This window comes from Vibrio ishigakensis, from assembly GCF_024347675.1.
Taxonomy (GTDB): Bacteria; Pseudomonadota; Gammaproteobacteria; order Enterobacterales; family Vibrionaceae; genus Vibrio; species Vibrio ishigakensis.
Genome location: NZ_AP024881.1, coordinates 906,875 through 927,700, shown reverse-complemented (window position 1 = coordinate 927,700; position 20,826 = coordinate 906,875). Strand labels below are relative to the sequence as shown.

Annotated in this window: 18 protein-coding genes; 6 read left to right on the top strand and 12 right to left on the bottom strand. The window is 44.1% G+C overall.

The window, feature by feature from the left end; genetic code table 11:
- Nucleotides 1–110: 110 nt before the first annotated feature.
- The 3 genes from Pcarn_RS04435 to Pcarn_RS04425 all read right to left on the bottom strand — a co-directional run bounded on the left by Pcarn_RS04435 (nt 111) and on the right by Pcarn_RS04425 (nt 2,873).
- Nucleotides 111–689 carry a porin family protein gene (locus tag Pcarn_RS04435; protein ID WP_261835179.1) on the bottom strand — a complete coding sequence of 193 codons (579 nt, stop codon included), beginning with the start codon at nt 687–689 and terminating at the stop codon, nt 111–113.
- Between the two features lie 136 nt (nt 690–825).
- The gene (locus Pcarn_RS04430) at nt 826–1,416 is read right to left on the bottom strand and encodes a porin family protein (RefSeq protein ID WP_261835178.1); all 591 of its coding nucleotides are present in this window, start codon (nt 1,414–1,416) and stop codon (nt 826–828) included.
- 581 nt (nt 1,417–1,997) lie between these two features.
- Nucleotides 1,998–2,873 (bottom strand): LysR family transcriptional regulator, encoded by an 876-nt coding sequence (locus tag Pcarn_RS04425; RefSeq protein WP_261835177.1) that lies wholly within the window; start codon nt 2,871–2,873, stop codon nt 1,998–2,000.
- A 100-nt stretch (nt 2,874–2,973) separates the two neighbouring features.
- Between Pcarn_RS04425 and Pcarn_RS04420 the strand changes: the two genes are divergently transcribed.
- Both Pcarn_RS04420 and Pcarn_RS04415 read left to right on the top strand, forming a co-directional pair.
- Nucleotides 2,974–3,645, top strand: a complete 672-nt coding sequence (locus Pcarn_RS04420) for a hypothetical protein (protein WP_261835176.1) — start codon at nt 2,974–2,976, stop codon at nt 3,643–3,645.
- A gap of 150 nt (nt 3,646–3,795) precedes the next feature.
- Nucleotides 3,796–4,152, top strand: coding sequence for a hypothetical protein (locus tag Pcarn_RS04415; protein WP_261835175.1), 357 nt, complete (start codon nt 3,796–3,798; stop codon nt 4,150–4,152).
- Nucleotides 4,153–4,687: 535 nt separating this feature from the next.
- Here the strand turns inward: Pcarn_RS04415 and Pcarn_RS04410 are convergent.
- The 4 genes from Pcarn_RS04410 to Pcarn_RS04395 all read right to left on the bottom strand — a co-directional run bounded on the left by Pcarn_RS04410 (nt 4,688) and on the right by Pcarn_RS04395 (nt 11,582).
- Nucleotides 4,688–5,236, bottom strand: coding sequence for a cytochrome P460 family protein (locus Pcarn_RS04410; RefSeq protein WP_261835174.1), 549 nt, complete (start codon nt 5,234–5,236; stop codon nt 4,688–4,690).
- A 609-nt stretch (nt 5,237–5,845) separates the two neighbouring features.
- Nucleotides 5,846–8,917 carry an efflux RND transporter permease subunit gene (locus Pcarn_RS04405; RefSeq protein ID WP_261835173.1) on the bottom strand — a complete coding sequence of 1,024 codons (3,072 nt, stop codon included), beginning with the start codon at nt 8,915–8,917 and terminating at the stop codon, nt 5,846–5,848.
- 173 nt (nt 8,918–9,090) lie between these two features.
- The gene (locus tag Pcarn_RS04400; protein ID WP_261835172.1) at nt 9,091–10,356 is read right to left on the bottom strand and encodes a phosphatase PAP2 family protein; all 1,266 of its coding nucleotides are present in this window, start codon (nt 10,354–10,356) and stop codon (nt 9,091–9,093) included.
- A gap of 137 nt (nt 10,357–10,493) precedes the next feature.
- Complete coding sequence (locus Pcarn_RS04395; protein ID WP_261835171.1) at nt 10,494–11,582, bottom strand: MFS transporter; 1,089 nt, start codon at nt 11,580–11,582, stop codon at nt 10,494–10,496.
- A 183-nt stretch (nt 11,583–11,765) separates the two neighbouring features.
- Between Pcarn_RS04395 and Pcarn_RS04390 the strand changes: the two genes are divergently transcribed.
- Nucleotides 11,766–12,524, top strand: coding sequence for a hypothetical protein (locus tag Pcarn_RS04390; protein ID WP_261835170.1), 759 nt, complete (start codon nt 11,766–11,768; stop codon nt 12,522–12,524).
- Between the two features lie 58 nt (nt 12,525–12,582).
- Here the strand turns inward: Pcarn_RS04390 and Pcarn_RS04385 are convergent, their stop codons facing one another.
- Together Pcarn_RS04385 and Pcarn_RS04380 are read right to left on the bottom strand one after the other, a co-directional pair.
- A complete protein-coding gene (locus tag Pcarn_RS04385) occupies nt 12,583–13,011 on the bottom strand; it encodes a hypothetical protein (protein ID WP_261835169.1) in 429 nt (142 codons plus the stop codon).
- A 272-nt stretch (nt 13,012–13,283) separates the two neighbouring features.
- Complete coding sequence (locus Pcarn_RS04380) at nt 13,284–14,162, bottom strand: LysR family transcriptional regulator (RefSeq protein WP_261835168.1); 879 nt, start codon at nt 14,160–14,162, stop codon at nt 13,284–13,286.
- 123 nt (nt 14,163–14,285) lie between these two features.
- Here Pcarn_RS04380 and Pcarn_RS04375 point away from each other — a divergent pair, with 123 nt between their 5' ends.
- Nucleotides 14,286–15,356 (top strand): linear amide C-N hydrolase, encoded by a 1,071-nt coding sequence (locus Pcarn_RS04375; RefSeq protein WP_261835167.1) that lies wholly within the window; start codon nt 14,286–14,288, stop codon nt 15,354–15,356.
- A gap of 79 nt (nt 15,357–15,435) precedes the next feature.
- Here the strand turns inward: Pcarn_RS04375 and Pcarn_RS04370 are convergent, their stop codons facing one another.
- Entirely contained in the window at nt 15,436–16,698 is a 1,263-nt protein-coding gene (locus tag Pcarn_RS04370; RefSeq protein WP_261835166.1) for a serine hydrolase domain-containing protein, read from the bottom strand.
- Between the two features lie 109 nt (nt 16,699–16,807).
- Between Pcarn_RS04370 and Pcarn_RS04365 the strand changes: the two genes are divergently transcribed.
- Nucleotides 16,808–17,680, top strand: coding sequence for a LysR family transcriptional regulator (locus Pcarn_RS04365; protein WP_261835165.1), 873 nt, complete (start codon nt 16,808–16,810; stop codon nt 17,678–17,680).
- 32 nt (nt 17,681–17,712) lie between these two features.
- On the opposite strand, the gene Pcarn_RS04360 is transcribed toward Pcarn_RS04365, so the two are convergent.
- Nucleotides 17,713–18,600 carry a LysR family transcriptional regulator gene (locus Pcarn_RS04360; RefSeq protein ID WP_261835164.1) on the bottom strand — a complete coding sequence of 296 codons (888 nt, stop codon included), beginning with the start codon at nt 18,598–18,600 and terminating at the stop codon, nt 17,713–17,715.
- 128 nt (nt 18,601–18,728) lie between these two features.
- On the opposite strand from Pcarn_RS04360, the gene Pcarn_RS04355 reads away from it, so the two are divergent.
- On the top strand, nt 18,729–19,724 hold the full coding sequence (locus tag Pcarn_RS04355) for a linear amide C-N hydrolase (protein WP_261835163.1): 996 nt from the start codon (nt 18,729–18,731) through the stop codon (nt 19,722–19,724).
- Between the two features lie 105 nt (nt 19,725–19,829).
- Here the strand turns inward: Pcarn_RS04355 and Pcarn_RS04350 are convergent, their stop codons facing one another.
- Nucleotides 19,830–20,711, bottom strand: coding sequence for a LysR family transcriptional regulator (locus Pcarn_RS04350; RefSeq protein WP_261835162.1), 882 nt, complete (start codon nt 20,709–20,711; stop codon nt 19,830–19,832).
- Between the last annotated feature and the right edge of the window lie 115 nt (nt 20,712–20,826).

Below are 20,826 nucleotides of genomic sequence, written 5' to 3'. Positions count from 1 at the left end.
ATTAAGAATTAGGAGTGTTAATTTTATTTAATCATAAAAAAGCCCCAATGATTGATATTCAACCATTGGGGCTATTCTAGATATTTTTTAATCGTTCTAATTTATTAGGATTAGAATTTATAACCTACAGTAACTAACCCTTGGGTCAAGAGATCTTCTTTACCTGACAACTTACCATCATAAGCAACGTTAGTTGCCTGAATACGGCTATCCAAGTAGAGCGTATTATCTATAGCAACTCTCAGTCCAATTGTGCCACGGGCACGAACATCACTGCCGCCATCACTGCCTGTAAAAAGAAGGTTCGCCTGCTTATTATAATAAACACCACCGAGCGCAAGGTACGGCTTAATGGTAAACCCGCGTTCAGTTACCTTGGTATAACCCACTTCGCCTGCTACCGCTACCTCATAGGCTGTATCTATATACTTAGGTTTCTGTTTACCACGGTCCCACTTAAAGCCCGTCGAAGCGCCGGTGATATTTATGGCAAAGACATCATTAAAATCATAACCAAGATCAACAATGACCGAAGGATCGGAATCATAACCTGTAATTTTATCTTCTATTTTGAACATGCCCATGTCTGAAGCCAAGCCTGCACCAACGCGCAAACCTGAGTGATCCATCCCAGCTATTGAAGAACTGGAAATAAGCAAAAGCAATGGTGCCAATAATTTATATTTCATTTTTCTACCCAAATGCAAAGCCAATTAACGATAAAACGCTAACTCGCAAATGAAACAAAAAAGCCCCCTTTCGGGGGCCGGGGTTAGGCGAGGTAACCGCCTAAATTAGAGTGTTCATATTCATGGGGTAATTGAATTAGAACTTGTAACCAACAGTCACTAGACCTTGAGTTAGTAGGTGGTCTTTACCGTTGAACTTATCGCCTTTTGGAGTTAAGTCAGTGGCTTGAATACGGCCATCAAAGTAAACACCGTTGTCTAGCGTCATGCGAACACCAGCAGCACCACGAGCTCTTACAGCATTTTTATCTTCAAGTTGATTCTCACTTGTTTTTTTGTCAAAACCGACCGCACCGAGAGCAACATAAGGCTTAATTGCTGCATCTCCCGCGGTTACAAACGTATAACCAACTTCAGCTTCAACTGCTAGGTCATAGGCTGTACCTTTGTTTTGACCTTTCGTAGACTTGTTATTTTCATAAGCTTTAAAGCCAGTACCAGAGCCCTTAACATTAATCGCAAAGATGTCGTTAAAGTCATAGCCCGCTTCCAAGACTACTGAAGGATCGGCTTCCACTTTTTTGCCACTATCATCTACGCTACGCAGTTGATACTTACCAATATCTGTACCAAAACCACCACCTACGCGGAAGCCTGAGTGATCGTCTGCTGCAAAAGAAGACGCGGACATTAGTGCAAGAGTTGAAGCTAGAATTAATTTTTTCATGTTTGATTACCTCGTTAAATTTAAATACCTCCATTTGATTTGTTGCCAATCCCGTTTGGCTTGAGGTGTAATTTACGCAAATATTTACAATAGGTGAAAATAGGTATTATTAATAAAATCGATAGATAGGTGATTTGTGGGTTCGTTGAAGAGGATCGATATTTCTTTGCGCTGTTCTCTAAAGTACTGATTTTGATAGTTAAATTGAACATACTTCAAGTAGGCTCTGATTACTGCGAGTTTGAAAGATCCCCGATAAAAGACCTCGGGGATGACGTGGTGTGGTGACAATATTTGCTGGATTTAACGACGTACGATGATAGGAATACTTACTGTACACACGCATTAGGTATTAAAATTAAGCGCTATATTTATTAAGCGTGGCATTGATAATAAGGTCGCTGCTTATTACTCATATCGTTTTATGCCTTTTCGGGCACTTTTATAGGGAATTTATAGATCACACAAATTAATAGGTCCCCGTTAGAAGAACACAGGGACGACGGAATGCGATAGGAATATGTGGCTAACTGAATGCTAGATGATGTGGTTAGCTATATTTGGGTACACCAAGGTTCAGTTTAGCTGGCAAACAGTAACTCTCGAAGATAGTGTGCCACTGGGCCAAGGCTATCATTCGCTTTCCAAACCAGGTCCACACCATAGGATTGATTTGACTTCATATACTCTGGAGTAAACTCAACTAGAGTACCCAGACCTACTCGCTCTTGTAGCATGATGGTTGGCAATACTGCCCATCCAATTCCCTGCTCTACCATGCGAATCATGTCATCTTGATCATGCGCTAGCCACACAGATTGAGACAGTGTACTAACTGACCCTAGTACCCCATGCTCATAAAGGCTGGTGCAAATAATCTGCCTTTCTGTAGTCAACAAGTCGTTTTTGACCACTTCCAAGTCAGCAAACTCGCTGTCTGGACTGCATACACATGTCCACTCGAGCTGATGAATGCAAGCAAATTCATAGTAGTCAGGTATGGCTTCTGCAGTAAGATGGAGCACGAAGTCGACCTTATTCTCGTTGAGTTGTCTGAACAACTCCTCGCTCTTTTCCTTTTTAATTTGGATCTGAGTAAAGGGAAACTTCTGTGAGATTTTTTCTAGCGGTGTTTCAATCAAAGCAAAAGGTACCAAGGGGTCTAATCCAATGACTAATGAGTTTTCAACTTGATTCCTAACTCCCGAGGTATAGTTCTCGATTCTATCGGCTTGACGCATTAACACCTTGGCCTGTTGATACAGATGCTCTCCCTCTGGAGTTAAAACAGGGTACTTCCCGGTACGATCGAATAAAGAAACACCAAGATCTAACTCTAGGTTGCTCACACTGACACTAATTGTACTTTGGCTTTTTCCTATATGCCTTCCTGCCGCAGAGAAAGAGCCTTTATCGGCTGCTGAAACAAATGCAAGCAAGTAATCGAGGTTAATCATCTTCCCACCTATTATAAAAATCGATACTTATCAATTTAATCTATTTTGTGTAAATTGCAAAAATACCTCCGAAAACAACCCATATTTCGGAGAAATTTAGATGAAAAAGTTATTAATTGGGCTGGCAATAGCTGGAGCATGCGGTGGCGCTATTGCAAACGAGCAGGATGCAGAAAGCGTCAACTATGGCGATCCTACAGCGAGCTTCAGCACCCTTGGTGTAAGTGCCAGCGAAAACAGTACTCAGCTTAACGGTATGATCGGATTAGGCAGCAATATATTTCAACTGGATCTTGGGATAGACAACAAGTCGGGTGATATGAATTATCGCGGTAGATACTTTCATGTTACAGATGGCTTAGGTTATTCCCTGGATGTACTTGGAGATAAAGACAATACAACGGCTCTTGCTGGTGCTATCTATAAGTTCCAAGCCACCGACAAGATCACTCTATTTCCAATGGCTTCAGTAGGTTACACCACGTCCGATGCAAAGGATGGTCAGCCTAAATCTGAATCTGCACTTGGCCAACTTGGCGTCTATGGTATGTACGGATTTGACGCTGGGCACTGGGTCTATGCAAACCCTAAAGCGACTTATCACGAGCAAAGCAAAGAGTGGATACCACAAATAGAAGTGGGTGGTGGCTACATGATTCTCGACAACGCTTCAATTGGCGCAAAGATTGAATATACCGGAGAATCTTCGAAAAAGAACTTGGTGAATAAGGAAGACACCGTTGCCTGGCTACAAGCAAACTACTACTTCTAAAGCTATAGATTTAAAGCCAATACCTCTGAAGGGATTGGCTTTTCAATAGAACTAAGTATTCACTCCTGCACCTATTAAATTATTCTATACAACCTCATTTATTCTATTTACTTTCTCCTAGCATAATACCTATTTTTAGGTAACTAACTTATGAGAAAGATATTTAAAACTAAATATTCTAATAGACTAAAAGCTGAGAAACTTCTCTTCGATTCCGGGTATATCTACGATGGCAGACATGGTTTTATAAAAACCTTTCAGCGCTATGTAGGGATTCAATCTATGCCTGCCCTAAACACAAATGACTCTAGAATGGATAAATTAGTTCTGCAAAAATTTGAGGTCCGCCTTTTCGCCGATGGAACTTTATCTATATTTGTACCACCTCATTCACCCCTCTTAGGTATCTCTCACATTCCCTATCCAGTAAATACCAAAGCACCAGACTTCACAGATTGGAAGGTTTGGTTACCTATTAATAAACTATTACATCAATATAGTTCCTAACTGCTTTATCCTTGGTGGCTTGCTTGAGAATAAGACGAAGCCACCTAATAGATAAACTCGGCATAGTCGCAAGGTGTTGCTGCATAATTCGAAAAGGAAATCAGTTTGAGTGACTTTAATGCTACATTGTAGTTTCTCAGGCTGAAATTCCTTTCTATCAACTAATCCACTCTATGCATGGTTGCTTCTATGAGTGGACACTTTTGATAGCCATGCAGCTTTTCTACTTGTCGGTTGCGCCACAGAGTTTCTGGCAACCTACCACTAGATTGCAGGGATGTCTTTGTTCTCAGGGGCTAGGGATGACCGAAATCGGCAAGGTCTACTGCGCTTTCCTTGTTAATTTTGTTTCAGATCGGCCACTTCCTGATAAATATATGAGGTTAGAGAACCACGATCAATTAAGGCTTCATTGCACTATCTACAGTTAGTCATTTTATAACCAGGTTTGTGCAACAAAGCCCCACTAAAGCACGATTTCTTGTAATATGCGTGCTCTTTTTATGATCTAGTTTTTATCGCAACAACTTAATATCTATTTAAGCAGAGCTGGATATTGATCAACATATAACCATTGAGTATCTTTTCTAGGGCTGTGACAGCCTTGGCAGAACTCTTTATTGGGGCTTTCATTGTGAGTTGGCTTAGCCCCAAACATTGCCCAGCCCCAACCATCTCCCCAATGCTCACTTTCAGAGAATCGGTTTTCGTTATCTTTAACCATCACAAAAAACACATCATTTCCTTCTTGATGTCCAACTAAACCAGTTGTTAACCGTTCGGTGGGTACTAGCTTTACGTCCTTAACAAAGACTGTCCCATCAAGCCACTCCCCTGTTTTGTTGTAGTGGTCAATAGCAGCTCTCTGTGTATAGATACCATTAAGATTTGCAGGTTTCATATCTTCACCAATAACAACCGTTGTTCCCAAATGAACAAGCTCAGTTTGAAATTCATGTGGAAAGACAATATCGCCTTGATTATTAACTAACTCTATATAACTATCCGCAGGTTCATTTAATGCTGCAAATGCAGGGTTGGCAAAAATACAGGTCACAATGACACTGAATAATTTATTTTTCATATTTACATTCCTATAATTTTACAACTTACGACTATTCGTAATTAGTTGTTTGCTCGCGATAGCCAATAGTTTATTGGGAATGTAAAAAATGAAAAAACTCACACCTTTAAGTTCAGGTTGTAGGTATACTCTCTTGAGTTCTCAAGAATAAAGAACTAATAGGTCTCATAGCATTCTTGCTCTGATTAGAAATAACCTATCATTTAAATCAATGGGAATTTAACTTTGTGTATTTATACAAAAATCAAAGTCGAATGCAGGCACAACGACGCTGGTATAACTTATTCAGAGTTACGTAACACAGCCAATCGATGTTTATAATTAGATTACAGTTTTTAGATTCAGCACCAACTATTTACAACAAAACAACTAAAATTAGGAGACCAATCTAGAAATGAAGAAATGAAGAAATGAAGAAATGAAGAAATTATAATTAAAGGAATAAGCGTCCTCACCCTGTATGACGCTAATCTGATATTCGTTTGACTCTATGCGCGCAATGCTACAGAGGCAATAATCAAGAACCATGAAAATGCACTGGTATAAAGCAGTGATGTCACATATCGAGATAGGCCTTTCATTTTTTACCCTTTTCTTAAGTTAGATTGATTACTGTGCAATTTGCACGTTAAGTTTTGGGGAGCGGAAGCGCTCCCGAATTGATTGAAAAATAACGAATAGAACGCAAGCCGCGATGCACCCTAAGAAGGTGGCCGTCACAATCCCGCCAAAAGAAGCCCAACCCAGCGCCTGCTGAGCACCACTGCCGATTGCATCGGATAGCATCAAGGGTACGAGTCCAACCGCAAACGAGAAGGCCGTCATAAATACCGCACGCGCTCTGAGTCTTAACGCCTCTACAGCCGCCTTTTTAACTGGCAAGCCCTGGACCTCACGAAGCTCTTTTGCGTACTCCACTATCAAGATGGCATTTCGCACAGCCATCCCCACCAGCAATACAGCCGCTAATTGGGTAAAGATGGTCACCTCGCTTCCTAGTAGATCTACACCCGCAATGATGCCAATAACCGCAGTAGGAACCATGGTCATAATCGCTGCAGGAATTAGCCAGCTCTCATACTGACCCACCAGCACTAGGTAAGTAATCAACAGTGCCAAAGCGAGAATTAGTGTGGCCTGACTTCCCGCTTCAATCTCTTCTTTTGCTGTGCCGGTAAATTCAATGGAATAACCCTCTGGTAAATCCAATTGTTGCAACGTCTCTATCGCAGCACCGGTAGAGCCTGTTGGTAATACGTCGATAGAAACAGACTGCATACCATTAAAGCGATTCAAGAAGTTAGGGACCGTAATAGGCTCAATGCTGAACAGTTTGGCCGCCGGCTGGCTCGCACCATTGGCATAGTTGATATACACATTCTGCAACGCCTTTTTATCTAGGCGATACTCTGGGGCATTTTGCATCATCACCTTGTAGTTACGACCATCGAGGTTAAATGTATTCACGTATTGCCCACCAAAATGAGCCTGCATGCCATCAACCAGCTCAGCGTAACTAATGCCATATTCCAGCATCTTACGGCGATTAATATTGAGCTTTATCGAGGGCTTGTTAACCGCAAATTGAGTCATGGCCAGCGAAATGGATTCTTCGCCGTTTAATTGCTCAATAATGGCTTGAGTATCTTTACCCAACTCAGTAGGAGAGCGAGCATAGTGATCGATTAGGACAAAGTTAACACCATCAACCATACCAAGCTCAGGTATAACAGGTGGCTTGAACGCAAACCCATCAATGCCCATTTCCTGTAATATTGCATTGGCTTCTGCGGTAATTTCCTCATCAGACAATTCACGCTGATCAATATCTTCCAAGTTCAACAGAATCAGGAAGCTACTCATATCAGCGTTGCCATTGAGCAGGTTAAAGCCTGAAGCGGCAATAGAGTTACGTACGCCTGGTATTTTCTGCAGCGCCTCAACCACCTCAAGCGTATGGTCATCGGTGACACTCAATGCTGTTCCTGGCTCAAAGCCACCAACAACAAATACTGCGCTGGTATCTTCTGCTGGTAGCATCCCTTGTGGGAGGTCTTTGCCATGGTCAACGGCAAACCAGATACCAGCCCCTAGCAAAGCAATCGAAAGCAAAGGAAAGCGAACAAATCCTGCAGTTACACCTGTAAAGGCACTGATCTTAAAGCCAATCACACGCTCTACTTGGCGAGCAATAAAGCCTTTCTTAGGCGGCTTCATAAATAGAGAGCACAGTGCAGGCGTCAAACTAAGAGCAACGACGGTAGACACCAATACTGATACGCTCAACACGATGCCAAACTCACTGTAGATAATGCCAGTCATACCGCTCATGAATATGGTCGGGGCAAATACAGATAACAGCACCAAGGCAGAAGCAATAATAGGGGCAACCACCTTATCGAGGGCGATGCCAACCGCTTCTGGTACCGTCAGTTCAGGGTTGTGGTGAAGTTCGTGCTCGGTCGCCTCAATCACTATGATGGCCGCATCTACTACTATGCCGATGGCCATGACCAGACCCAGCATTGAGATAATGTTGATATCGATACCAAGGGCATACATGAATGCAAAGGTACCAACTAACGAAACGGGAATGGCTGTCACTGTAATAAAGGTGAGTCGCAAAGATTGCATAAAGATCAGCGTGACCATGCCAACGATAACTACCGCAAGTAATAGGGTTTCCAACACATTGTCGATAGCCCCGTGCACAAAGCTAGTGGCATCGTACACATACTCAATTTGATAGTCAGACTTGGTATTGGTAACAAGCTCTGCAACGGCATTACCCACCTCAACAGCGTTTGCATCTGGGGTTTTGTAGATAAATACCACTGAGCCAGCACTTGCTCCCGCATAGGCATTAGCGGTGTAAACTTCCGCACCCAACTCTACCCTTGCAACGTCTTTAAGAAACACTTTTCTATGCAGTGCATTACCGCGAATCACGATATTTTCAAACTGTTGCTTGTTGGTTAGGCCGCCATCAACAGTCAGTGGATATTCAAGCAAGTCTCCCACCAATGAACCCGCTGGGCTGATCTTGTTTTGCGTGGCTATCGCATTCTGAATAGCGGTCACATCCACCGATAACTGACGCATCTTTTTAGGGTTAAGCCAAATACGCATCGCGTATTTCTTTTCACCCAGAACATCAACCTTGGAGATACCAGGAATACGCTGTAGAGCTTCTTTAAATTGACCACCGGCGAAGGCACTGATTTGAGTGTCAGTCGCTTCGCCGCTTGGATCTTGGATGGATAAACCAATCAACATACCGTTGGACAGCTTCTCCACCTTAACGCCATTTCGCATTACATCGCCCGGTAGTTCAGGCAAAGCGAGGTTGACCCTGTTTTGTACCAAGGTCACTGCATTGTCGGCATCGGTTGAGTTGTCGAAGATCACCTCAAGGGAATAGGTACCATCAGAGCCAGAGGTCGACTTCATGTATTGCATACCAGCAACACCATTGACCTGCTTTTCAATCTCTGGGGCAACGGTTTTAGTAATAACCTCTGCGGTAGCCCCGTCCATCCAGGTATCAACCGCAATAGTCAATGGAGCGACATCTGGGTATCGTCCCATTGGAGATAGGTAGGCAGAAATAAGCCCTGCGACTGAAATAAATATGGATAGAACAATGGCCAGCTTTGGTCTTTTGATAAAGAACTTAAACACAATGGCTTCCTCGCGACGGATGATTTGGGCGCTAAGATATACCCGACTGACCAATACACATATTTAGGTACTATTAAGTTTTTTGATAGATCAAAGTGCGCCATAAATAAACGAAAAACCGCGGCTACTGGCTGGCAGTAACAGCGGTTTCTGAAAACTAATAAGTCTTTTATCTAGAAGCGATTGGCGATACTAAATACAACCGATCTTGTTTTATAGTCGATTTGCTGGTCCGCCCATTTTGCATCTTGGTGTTGGTACTTAACACTGATGTCCCACTCTTTATTTAGGTCGTAGCTCAAGCCCGCTTCAGCCAACAATACGTGGTCACGTTTTAGATGCTGATATTCAACATTCGCAAAGGTATGAAGGTCATCGATGATTTCATAGTCTAGCTTCGAGTTAATGCTAGGTAGCAGACGCAATGAAGAAGATTGAATGTGCTGACCACCCTTCTCTTTATCCATTTCAACCTCAAGCAGGTAACCTGATGCACCTACACCAAGGCTTGCCGTTAGGTCATCCGTTAGCTCAAACATTCGGTTATAAGAACCACCTACTGACCACTGACGAAATGCCAAATAGATGTCATCGCCACTCTCGTACTGTTCCCCCAAGTAGGTTGCGTCACTTTGTAGTTCACCGTAGCGACGGGTTTCATTAGGAGACACGTTAAATTGCAGGAATGAATCTTTATCTAACTGATAGCTGTAGTTCACTGATGCGAAGGGTTGGTTTTCATCCACCAACTTATCACCAGGTAGTCCCGCCTTTTTAAAGCTATCTGTCATATTGAAACCAATATCCAACTCAAAGCGATGCTTTTGAGGCTTCGATGTGCGTGTTTCATAGGCCTTTCTCGACTGCTTGGTAAAGAAGTCGTTGGTAAAGCTAGCACCTAGTTGAACGCCATCTTTCGTTGGGGTCGCAGAGAAAGCCATGTCCTTTGATTGATATGGCGAGATAAGGTATTGGTTAACCAGAAACGAAATACTTGCCGCGGCTAATACATCGTCCGCAAAGTGACGCTTACCATGCATTCGGCTGAGGCCAACAAATGATGCAGCGGCATAAGCGGGTACACCCCAAGCCGCACCATAACGACTTTGCAAGAATGCAGCGCCGGAGAACGCGGCAGCAGTGTGCCCCGATGGAAAGGATTGTCTGCTGCTACTGTTTGGACGCGCACGCCCAACTAGGTTTTTTGTACCGTGAACAATAACTTGGGTTGCACCTACTGAAAGCGCTAATTGCTTTGCACCCTCAGGGTCATCATATAGCCAGGTAGCAAATAGACCGGTAGCAGGTATCAGGATTTGCAGAGCATCACCAGCTTCAACATATTCGTCATTTACCGATGTATTAATGGCATTGTGCCCGGCAAATGCAGGGGCAATCGCAGACAGACCCATGATGGTTGTAAGTAATTTCGCTTTCATTAGATTGACCTCAAGAATGTAACTGATTATTTCTGAGGCAATATTAAAGAGATTCTTCCGATAGATTAAAATAGAATCAATGCATAATATCGATAGGTCATGATGATTTTAAAAAAGAATCAGCCCTTAGAGCATGTTCAAAGGGATTCTTGCATCTTGATGGTGGAAGAAATCAATAGATAGGTAATGACGAGAAGCCCAAGTACTTCAGGCAACACCCAGCCAGGGACGAGCATCAGGGGACCTAACGCGGCTCCAAGGGTTTGCGCAGCCAAGGTAAAACGAATAACAACATTGCCCGAGGGTCCACTTGCCATCGTACCCATCACAAGGGGCACAATCAGATTCCACAGCAGCTGAAAGATGCATGTTGCAATGATAAAGCTATACATATCATCACCAGTAAGCATGGTTGACACGACTAGACATTGTAGAAAGATCGCAATGCTTAGTACCAAGGTTTTCCTTTGATGTGCTACCGGGAAGGTCGCCAATATTGCGCCGGCAACGCTAAACAAGGTACCAAAGGCAAACAACAAGCCTTGATCCCCCAGCTGTATGTGATGAGCAATTGCGTATGAGCCCAGCGTAGACCAGATCGCAGAATGAGTGAGTATCACCATCACCATGGCGCTTAAGCTTATTAGCACCATGCTTATATCAATCTCTTCAGACAACTGACTCGCCGACGAGTTGGGCACAGGCAATGGTTTCAACAATAGAATTAGGGCAACAAGTCCGCCAAGGGCAATGAAGAAGATATCGGTATTGAAATAATTGACTAGGCCCGGCAGTAGCAAAAACAGTACCGCCGTAGTCAACATCTGTATGGCGATGGCCTTGCCAAACGCCGCATCTGGGTTGTTCTCAGCGCCTAACACCTCATAGCAACGGACTATCACTAAGCCCGCACAAACACCTGCTAATCCTCGAATAACAAAAAACAATGAAATATCGGCAGTAAAGGCACTAGCTAAATGACAAAAGCACAGCAAGGCGAGTGCGACATTGTCGTTAAACCTAAAACCATGCTTCAAAAAGTAGTAATTCAAGGCACAAGCCAGAGCAAACCCCATCAACTCAGTCGTCGCCAAGTAATTAAGCGATGCAGATGATAGAGCTAAATGCTGTTCAAGAACGGTTAGGTAAGACGGAAGAATCGAGAAGACACTTACTGAGACTGCAAGTTTAAGACAGGCCGACAGCCAAAACGGAATATGAACCAAGATACAATAAACCTTTCTACATACATCCTGTTAACAATATGTCATCAAGTCTTGTTTTGAAAGCCATTTCCCTACTATGTACAAAGCCGATAGTTGTTAATTAAGGCCTGTTTATTTCCTAGAGCAAAATACCATCCGGAAGAATCCCTTCTGCATGATCACTTTAGATACTAGGAAAACAAGATGAAAAAACTAAAAGCTGCCAAAGGCGCTTATTTAGCTGCTAGCCTGCTTCTCGCCATCCCAAGTGCAAATGCCACTTGGCTGGGCATTATTGGCATTGAGGGAGCCAGAACCGTACAGCCTGATTCTAAAAGGGACACCACCCAAGTAGAGACTATTTTGCAAGGTGTCGGATTAGAGTTCGGCGGATTATCAATCGACAATACCCTTGCGGCCAAGTGGAACGCAGATGGTAAAATGACCGTCGCTAGAAACTGGGCGTATGGTTACTGGAATCAAAACCACGGCGTCTCCTTGGACTTAATTAAAGGGGACTTTCTTGGGGCTGGGCCGTCGATTGGCTCTGTGGGTTACGCATATAAAGACTGCTGGGACGGTTTCTGCTTGCGCGTCAATCCCGCTTTGGGGTACCTATCCATCAAGTCACCCAGCACCAGCTCTCGTCAAAGCGATCAGGGTGCACAACTCAACGTTAAGATGGATTACAAGCTAAGCGACCGATTCTCCCTAGGGTTCCATCCTCAACTTGCGGTATGGAAATCAGATGATAACGGCTCGACACTAAAGCTCGACTTTAATGCCACCTTCAACCTTAGCAAGTCAGGAGACCACAAACTCATGCTCGTTCATGAGCGATTTGCGGTCAACAATAGAAACACAGACATGAAAACTCGATTTGTGGGTGAAGGGGATCCAATTGCGGGGTATGTTCCAGGGACAGAATCAACGCTGAAATTGCGTTACGTGTATAAGTTTTAAATTAGGGGCACTTGTTAGGGGCTATGGAAGGCCTCCCTTCCCTCCAAGCAAAAACCGATTACCCCCACGCACCTTCTGAGATTTCATCCGCTATCTCATTGGCAATCTCTTCTTCAATTTCATTTTCAATAACACTGTCGACAACTTCCCGCTCAATCAGCGCATCGTCTACAGCGTGGTCAATTTCACTATCCCAATAGACGTCTTCAAGGTCTCGCATGTCACGCCTGCAACGCTCTCGCTTTTCTACGCCATCGACTAAACCATCTATAGTGCCAGCTACTGCTCCAATCGCAGCACCTCGCTTTGCACCTTCTTTCCCATCGGCGATAGCACCTAAGCCTGCGCCGGCAATGCCGCCAACAACCGCGCCTTCTACGCTGTCACTGAAAACATGGTCACAATAATCATCATAGTGAGTGTTCGCACTAGCTTGGCTTCCCATTAGACTTAGACAGCAAATAGCAGCTGATAAAATAGTTCTCATTACTTCCTCCTAGAAAAAATTCGATGATGCAATTTGTCATCTCTAGCAGGAGAACTGTAATTAGAATCTATTAATTAATTCGATGGGTAATGTTGCTGAAATAGCGGAAAGCAGGTTTCGGACAAAAGCGTTAACGGAGAGCGGACTACCCTAGTTTTGGGTAAAATAACCACTTAACTTGGTGTTCAGTTTCAATGATGTGAGTATTGTTCAAATCGAGTCTCAGCAGGTGATTGCAGGTTCGCTAAAAAATCTAAATTACTTTGTGAACTTCAACGCTTGCTCGGTAGATTTTGCACTTGTTCAATAAACATCTTCATTGCTGGATTGATAGCTTTTTGCTTCTGCCACACCACGTTCGTCATCCACTCTGAAATACTATCGTCACTGACCTGATAAAGACGCACCTGTTTTTCCTCAATTGCTTGCTGACAGACAAAGCCTGGGAGTGACGCCCAACCAACCCCTGCTTTTACGAGATTCAAGGTCTGTATGGCGTTGTTACACAACATGAAGCGATGACTCGTCACATCGGCACTGCGTATCCCAATATCCGATAAAAATGAAAGGCTGATCTGTAGCTTATCGTTAAGGTGATCGAACTTGACCTCGTCGGATAAGTCCCATGACGCTGGTACTATGTGCTGCACTCCAAAGGAGTATGCCTTTTCTGCCGTCAGCTCGTCATGAATATGTAAGGTGTTGAAAATAATCCCAATATCAACAATACCTGAGATTATCCAACTCTGTATCTGCATTGTGTCGCTAGTCAGGAGTTTTAACGACATATGAGGATAAGTATCGGCAAGACTAGCGACAATGCTATCGATGGATTCTTCCATCAAGCTGGAGTCTATCGCGATGGTTAGCTTGTCGGGGACACCTTGCAAAATACTGTCTACATTGGCATCAAACAGTGCAGCCTCTTTTAGCATAGCCATCGCAGATTTATACAGTTGCTCCCCTTGAGGGGTCACTTCTAAAGAGCGAGGATGTCGAATAAACAACTCAATACCCGTATCGATCTCTAGGTTGTTGAGCTGCTCTCTCACCGTAGAGACGTGCTTACCCAAATGTCTGGCCGCTTGTGCCATCCCTTTATTTTCGACAGTGGCGACAAAGGCTCGCAGTTGGTCTAAGGATGCTGACATATTTCTCTCGCTATATTCATTTCATAGGGGAATCCCCTACTCTCAGCCGCTTTGATAATCAAGATTGATAGCAATAATAGACTCGTCTCAACAAACAACCCATCAATTAGAGAGAGATTTATTATGAAATCATTCAAGCTTAAAAAAATCGCTACTATCGCAATCGCTGCCGCTTCACTAGCGACTATTGCTGGCACAGCAAGCGCGTGTTCACGCTTTACTCTAGATACGCCATATGGCGTATCAACAGTGCGTTCGCTAGATTGGGGAGACCAGTTAGGTAACGTTGCACAAGTAAACCCTGTTGGTGTTACCAACACTACTGAGACCCCAAGCTACAACAAAGCGATGCAGTGGACGACTAAGTACCACGCAATTGCTCAAATGGAATGGGATGTGTTCCACGGCGTTGCATCTGACGCTATCAACTCTGAAGGTCTGGCCGCTTCCCTACTTTATATGGCTGACTCAGAGAAGTTTATTAAAGATTACAAAGACACTGGCGCACCTGCGGTTAGCTTCCTCGATGTTATTCGTTACATCACGGAGACTTACGCGACAACTGAAGAAGCTGTGAAAGCGTTCAACAATGACGAATGGCAAATTGCGTGGGAGGATGGCCTACACTGTAAACAGCATGGCCTGCACATTTCTATCCAAGATAAATCCGGTGACATCGCGCTGCTTCAGCTAAACCACGGTGGAAAGATGGTTGTTCACCGTGGCGACGTAAACTCAGACCTGCGAGTAATGGCAAACTCTCCACTACAGCAAGACCATCGTGCCTACGTTGAGAAAGTTAACCTAGACGACCTAACTGCCAAAGGCATCCCTAGCTCAATCAGTTCACTAGACCGTAACTTACGAGGCCTATTTAACACTAAACACGTTACGTTCAAAGAAGATGCAAGCTGGGCGCAAACCCGTGGCAAGCTACTAAGCACATACAACGCAGGTAACCTAATCCCACAAGACCTCATCGACCCAACCAACGATGAGACTTACGCAACCTGGACTCAGTTTACCTACAACCATGAGAACGGTGATTTCTTGTTTACCAACTACGATACGCGCACCCAAATCGGTTACAACTTTTCAGATACACAAGAGTTCACCACTCCAATGTGTGCCGACGTTGTTGAGCAAGCCAACAATGGTGAACGAGAGGTGACTTGGGGTAAATGTGAGAGCTAATTTGTTCTGAGTTCAGATCAGTCAGCTCCAATAGTTCAGCCTAGCTTGCGAGCTAGGCTGAATGGTTTCATAGGTTGACTTAGCTTTGCTTCAATCGGCGAACAATTTCATTGATTGCCGACACCATCTCATGGTCATACGAATCAACAATCGATCTCTCAGCAGAAGCCTGGCGAACAACTACGACATTCTCTGTTGGGTCAACGTAAATCCACTGGCCAAAAATGCCCAGAGCCGTATAGGCGTTGTTCTCATTCATGGTGTGCCAGAACTGGTTTTTGTATGACCAACCTTCTAAAGCACCTTCGCTATAGCCCCCTTTAACAAACTTCTTCGGATCTCCACCTCTCTCGGTTTCTAGGATAGCGTTCGGGTGAATAACTTGTTCGCCACGAAGGTTTTTGCCTCCATCTGCCAGCATCTGACCGAATCTAGCCATATCGCGGGCGGTACCGTTTAGACCACCAGAAGCAAGGCCAACAGAAGCAGGGTCAGACATGATGTAAGCACCTCGCTCCATCCCTAACTTGGTCCAGATACGCTCTTCCAAGACCTCACTAAAAGGCTTGCCTTCAATCTTAGAAATAAGCCAACCCACTACGTCCGTATTCGCTGTTAGGTAATGGAATTCCTGTCCATGGGGTCGGTCGCCATCTTTCTCCAACTCTGCTAAAAATTCATAGATGGTTTGTGGCCCTGTATAACCTGGCTCTTTTGGCGTTAGACCAACCGTTTTGGCGTGCTTAAATACCTCTGCATTAGGATCTTCATAGGTTTCTGAATAGTCGAGATTATTAGTCATATCTAGCACTTCGCCTACAGTAGCCAAGCCAAACGCAGATTGCGCTAGTTCTGGAATATAAGTGCCAACCAACTCATTTCGATCCAACTTACCTTCAGCAACTAGGCTTGCTGCGATAATGCCAGTGAAGGATTTGGTTACGCTCATCATTTGGTGATGTGTGCGCTCACTCTGACCATCAAAGTATTGCTCGGCTACAATTTTTCCGTCTTTGAGAACAACAAAGGCGTCTGCTCGGTGCTTGCGAAGAATATCTTGAAGATTCAGTTGTTTGCCTAAGTGGTCAAAACTCATATTGAGATCGAGTTGTTTATTCGACTGCTCTAGCTCAATCACTTGCTTATAGCCACCATTATCAATTTGCTTGGTGTGAACAAACTCACTCAGGTTTTTATAGGTGTAGCGGTTAACATCTGGGTGCAAAATATTAGACTCCGTTGCCCCCATTTCTACTCGGGTTTTACCCACTGAGCTAGTTGCATGTGCCATGCTCAAAGTGCTTGATGCGATAAGTGCGAGTGCGATTAGTGATTTTTTCATGGTTATTTACCTTCTTTCAGTGTTTGCAGTGTTGTGCTGTTGAGAAGATATTAACCAAGCTTGAAAATATGTTAGTGTTAAAACATTAAACCTAAAGTTTGAAGTTGAAATGATGCATATCACCATAGAACGACTGAGATACCTTGTGGCCGTTGCACAGCATGGCAGCTTTTCTGCAGCAGCAAGAGAGTTAGGGGTAAGCAACACTGCAGTGAATAAAACCATCCAGGCGCTGGAGTTTGATCTGGAGTTAGAGATCTTTGAACGTCACCATGGGAAACGCCCGACTTTGACCGATGCAGGCAAGAAGCTCTATGTTCAAGCCCTTGATATCTTGCCTAAAGTCTTACTGATGGAGCAACACGCCGAGGTACTGAGTAAGGGTGTTGAACCGAGTCTAACGATAGCTATTCACCCGTATACGCTTGCGGATCACTTCAATCAGGACATCAAGGCCCTCATCAACACCTACCCAACGGTGGAAGTTAAGTTCATTGATGCCGAATCTCTTACAGGTTACGACGATGACTTTGATATCTATGTCGGTCCTAGTCGTCACGAAGTACCCAGAGGAATGAACGCATCCACGATTACCCACATTGAATGGCGCATTGTATGCACTCCTGATTTTCCATTCGCCTCCAAGTCTGGCCGCCTTGAACCAGAAGATTTAGATCAACAACCGCAGCTTTTGCTTACCGAAGGGTTTTGCACCAAACCAGAGTATCGAGAAGCGATGCGTTACTCCACGCAGGTGATTTCTGTTGACCGGTTCTATCAGTTGCGAGAGATGCTGTTAGCTGGGGTTGGGTTTGCGCTCTATCCCGCGCACCTATGCGAGCCACTGATCGACTCCGGATTACTTGTAGATTTGCAATTTGACTTTGGTAGCGTCGGCAACTTCTGGCCTGTAGAGGTTTTATGGCGAAACCAACTCGGTGTCGCTGGCGAGTGGTTTGTGGAGAAGCTAGAAGAAAGTTAGATATAGGCGTTGATATGCTGGGCGCAGAATTACTAACGATCGCTCAGCATAGAAACCTCTTGAATAAATAACTCAATCGCCCGATTAGTTTTGCTGTCTGCTTTTAAGATAAGGTCGCAATACCAATTCACATTGGCGCATTGATGAGGGAAAAACTCCTTCAACTCCCCTGATTCTAACTGCTCTTCAACACGAAACTTGGGCAAAATCGCCCAACCCATATTGAGCGATAGCAAATCAAGCATGTCGTCAAAACCTTGAGCACTAATCACATGATTAGACAAAATATGACCGGAAAGTTGAGACGTTTGGTAGACAAATGGGAAAACAATCTGGGGAAAGGATCGCAGCTCTGCTTCTTGGATGACATCCCGCTCCGGATACCAGCGAGGCGAACATACATAAGCTAATTCAAAATTGAATAACTGCTTAGTTTCCAACTGTGGCAATTGGGTGAACAGTGTTGTGCTTATACCTATATCCGCTTCACCATTCCTTACCAACTCACAGATTTGAAGTGGGTCACCGCTAAGGATTTTGATCTCAATAGTCGGGAGTTGTTCACTTACCTGTTTGATACATCGAATAATTTGTCTATCTCTGATCGAGCTATCCAATGCTAAGCAAAAGCTATTGGGTAGGTTTTGTTCCAGTGAATCAAGTTTATTAACTAGATGAGATGCCTCGGTCAGTACGGGTTTTGCATATCGATAGAGCTCATGCCCCTGCTCTGTTAAGACAATTTTTCGCACCTTACGATCAAATAGCTCAAACCCAATATCCACCTCTAGCATCGCCACTTGCTGGCTAACTGTTGTCGCGTGTTTGCCCAATTTGGTGGCTGCACTTTTGAAACTTCCTGACTCAACAGTCGTAATGAATGCCGTTAACTGATCTAAAGTGAAGTTTGGCTTGTCCATAATATTTCTCCCAAGTCCATCGCCAAACTATAGCAGGATAAATCCCACTCTATACGAGTTATTGAAATGGATATTTGAATTCATAATGACCTCAAGTTTTACAGACAACCCAAATACTGGAGTCAATTATGAAAAAGACAATCTTAGCCGCAATCTCCGCAACACTAATGGCAGGCTCGTTAGCGACGGCACATGCATGCACTAACTTTCACTTTGAAACAGAAAATGGCAACACATTCGTTGGACGCACCATGGAGTGGCCTGGAGAGATAAATGGTCAATTTTCTGTTGTACCGCAGCGACACAATTTCAGCTTCGTTACCACTAAGCTTGGTTTCGTGGGCATTCAACATGGGGAAGAGCTATTTAGCTCGGGAATGAATGAGCACGGTTTAAGTGCCGAAGCACTTGCGCTTGCCGGCGCACAGTTCGCCGAAGAAGGTAATGGTGATATTCGCTCGGGAGATGTTGTTGCTTATGTATTGAGCCAAGCTAAGTCAGTGGATGAAGTTATCTCGATACTGAAAGATACTAAAGTAGAGGTCGCGGCCTATGACGTTGTTGATGGTCTACACCTAGGAATGCATTACGCTTTTAATGACGGTGAAAAATCGATAGTCGTTGAATACTTAGATAGTAGCGGTTATCCAGTCATCTATGAAAACGAGCTCGGCGTACTAACCAATGATCCTAGCTACGATCAGCAGCAAGCGCTCGCCAACATGATGCTTGACGGTGGCAAAGCTAAATTCTCAGAAGAAACCTTCAAGGCATTTGACTACTCACCGATTGGGAGATTCCAAAAGATGGTTGCTTTTAACCACACTCAGGATCTCTCTTTAGTGAAGAACGATTTTGATGCAGTGAATCGAGCATGGTCGATGATCAACGCAGTCGATATCCCTCAAGGGGCTCTCTACTGGCGTTTCGCTGCTGAGGATACTCCTCAGTTCACCTCGTACTCAAATGTCTCCGATATTGCGAACAAAGATTACTACTTCCGTACTTATGACAATATGGATATTCGCATGGTGGATGTTGATAGCATTAACTTCTCGAAAGTGAAGTATCACTCAGAGTCAATCTTTGGAACTCAAACTAGCTACCAACAATTGAGTTTCTAGAGTCAAACAGAACGCAAAAAATGGCAGACTGAGTCTGCCATTTTTTATGCCTATTAGATTTTAACTCGATGTTTTTACGCTAAATACGGCACCAGAAATATCCAGTTATAAATCCACAAATTGTTCTACAAACCATCGCCCTGCCGGTCCAAGCGAAGGTGTCCAGGATATTTCCATTGGCCAACGTGTTTGTTGATCATCAAAGTCCATACGAAGTTCTTTCAAAGAGCCGGCCTCTATAAAGGGTTCTGCAAGAGGACGAGGGAACATGGCAAATCCCGTTCCACTTAAAAGCAGCGCCTGGAGATGATAAAAGCGCGAACAATACAAAGGGTTCGGGCTAAATCTTAGAGACTCAATAATATGCTCATCAGCATAGTCACTTACCGCAGGCATAAGTTGCTTGTGAGAGAGTAAATCGTGCTGTGAAAGCTCGCCTCTTATCTTTGCTAGCGGGTGATTCGGTGAGGCGACATACAACCATTCCAATTGAGCAATCACGTGGGATTCATAGCCAGGGCGCAGCTTTAGCTGAGTTGGAGAGATAATGATGTCTGCTGAGTTTGTGTCATCAGGCGATAGGTCTTCGGTGTCTTCAACATCAATTAGATTGATAGAGAGCTCTGGGTATTCCATCGAGAGGTCGTTGATAGCTTGGATATATTCAGGAAAGAAGGTAAAACCAAACACGGCAATATTGAGCTTATCCTCAATTCCATTGCTATAAGCTTGAGCACGCTTCTCCATCGCTTGTAGTCGCGGTGCGACTTCTAGAGCTTGCAAATACATAGCTCGGCCCACTTCGGTCAGTGAGGGTGATTGCCCAGCGACTCGATTAAATAGCCTGACATCGAGATCGATCTCCATATTTTGCACCACTTGTGCCACAGCAGACGCACTCACTCCAAGTTTACGGCCTGCAGCAGAGAACGAGCCTTGCTCGGTCACCGCAATAAGATATAGCAATCGCTCAGGGGTAATTAACATTTGGGTTCCACACTTTGTATTGAACTTAAAGTGTAGGATCAATTCTTATAAGTTCAGCTTCAAGGTTGGAATTAAAGAGTGTAGGCAAGTTTAAATATAAATTGCTCTAACCGGG

What these genes read in the sequence shown, in the direction of transcription:
- Pcarn_RS04360 (WP_261835164.1), bottom strand. Translation starts at nt 18,600, where the DNA reads ATGGACAAGCCAAACTTCACTTTAGATCAGTTAACGGCATTCATTACG.
- Pcarn_RS04410 (WP_261835174.1), bottom strand. Translation starts at nt 5,236, where the DNA reads ATGAAAAATAAATTATTCAGTGTCATTGTGACCTGTATTTTTGCCAAC.
- Pcarn_RS04375 (WP_261835167.1), top strand. Translation starts at nt 14,286, where the DNA reads ATGAAATCATTCAAGCTTAAAAAAATCGCTACTATCGCAATCGCTGCC.
- Pcarn_RS04380 (WP_261835168.1), bottom strand. Translation starts at nt 14,162, where the DNA reads ATGTCAGCATCCTTAGACCAACTGCGAGCCTTTGTCGCCACTGTCGAA.
- Pcarn_RS04385 (WP_261835169.1), bottom strand. Translation starts at nt 13,011, where the DNA reads ATGAGAACTATTTTATCAGCTGCTATTTGCTGTCTAAGTCTAATGGGA.
- Pcarn_RS04435 (WP_261835179.1), bottom strand. Translation starts at nt 689, where the DNA reads ATGAAATATAAATTATTGGCACCATTGCTTTTGCTTATTTCCAGTTCT.
- Pcarn_RS04355 (WP_261835163.1), top strand. Translation starts at nt 18,729, where the DNA reads ATGAAAAAGACAATCTTAGCCGCAATCTCCGCAACACTAATGGCAGGC.
- Pcarn_RS04400 (WP_261835172.1), bottom strand. Translation starts at nt 10,356, where the DNA reads ATGAAAGCGAAATTACTTACAACCATCATGGGTCTGTCTGCGATTGCC.
- Pcarn_RS04350 (WP_261835162.1), bottom strand. Translation starts at nt 20,711, where the DNA reads ATGTTAATTACCCCTGAGCGATTGCTATATCTTATTGCGGTGACCGAG.
- Pcarn_RS04365 (WP_261835165.1), top strand. Translation starts at nt 16,808, where the DNA reads ATGATGCATATCACCATAGAACGACTGAGATACCTTGTGGCCGTTGCA.
- Pcarn_RS04390 (WP_261835170.1), top strand. Translation starts at nt 11,766, where the DNA reads ATGAAAAAACTAAAAGCTGCCAAAGGCGCTTATTTAGCTGCTAGCCTG.
- Pcarn_RS04430 (WP_261835178.1), bottom strand. Translation starts at nt 1,416, where the DNA reads ATGAAAAAATTAATTCTAGCTTCAACTCTTGCACTAATGTCCGCGTCT.
- Pcarn_RS04425 (WP_261835177.1), bottom strand. Translation starts at nt 2,873, where the DNA reads ATGATTAACCTCGATTACTTGCTTGCATTTGTTTCAGCAGCCGATAAA.
- Pcarn_RS04370 (WP_261835166.1), bottom strand. Translation starts at nt 16,698, where the DNA reads ATGAAAAAATCACTAATCGCACTCGCACTTATCGCATCAAGCACTTTG.
- Pcarn_RS04415 (WP_261835175.1), top strand. Translation starts at nt 3,796, where the DNA reads ATGAGAAAGATATTTAAAACTAAATATTCTAATAGACTAAAAGCTGAG.
- Pcarn_RS04420 (WP_261835176.1), top strand. Translation starts at nt 2,974, where the DNA reads ATGAAAAAGTTATTAATTGGGCTGGCAATAGCTGGAGCATGCGGTGGC.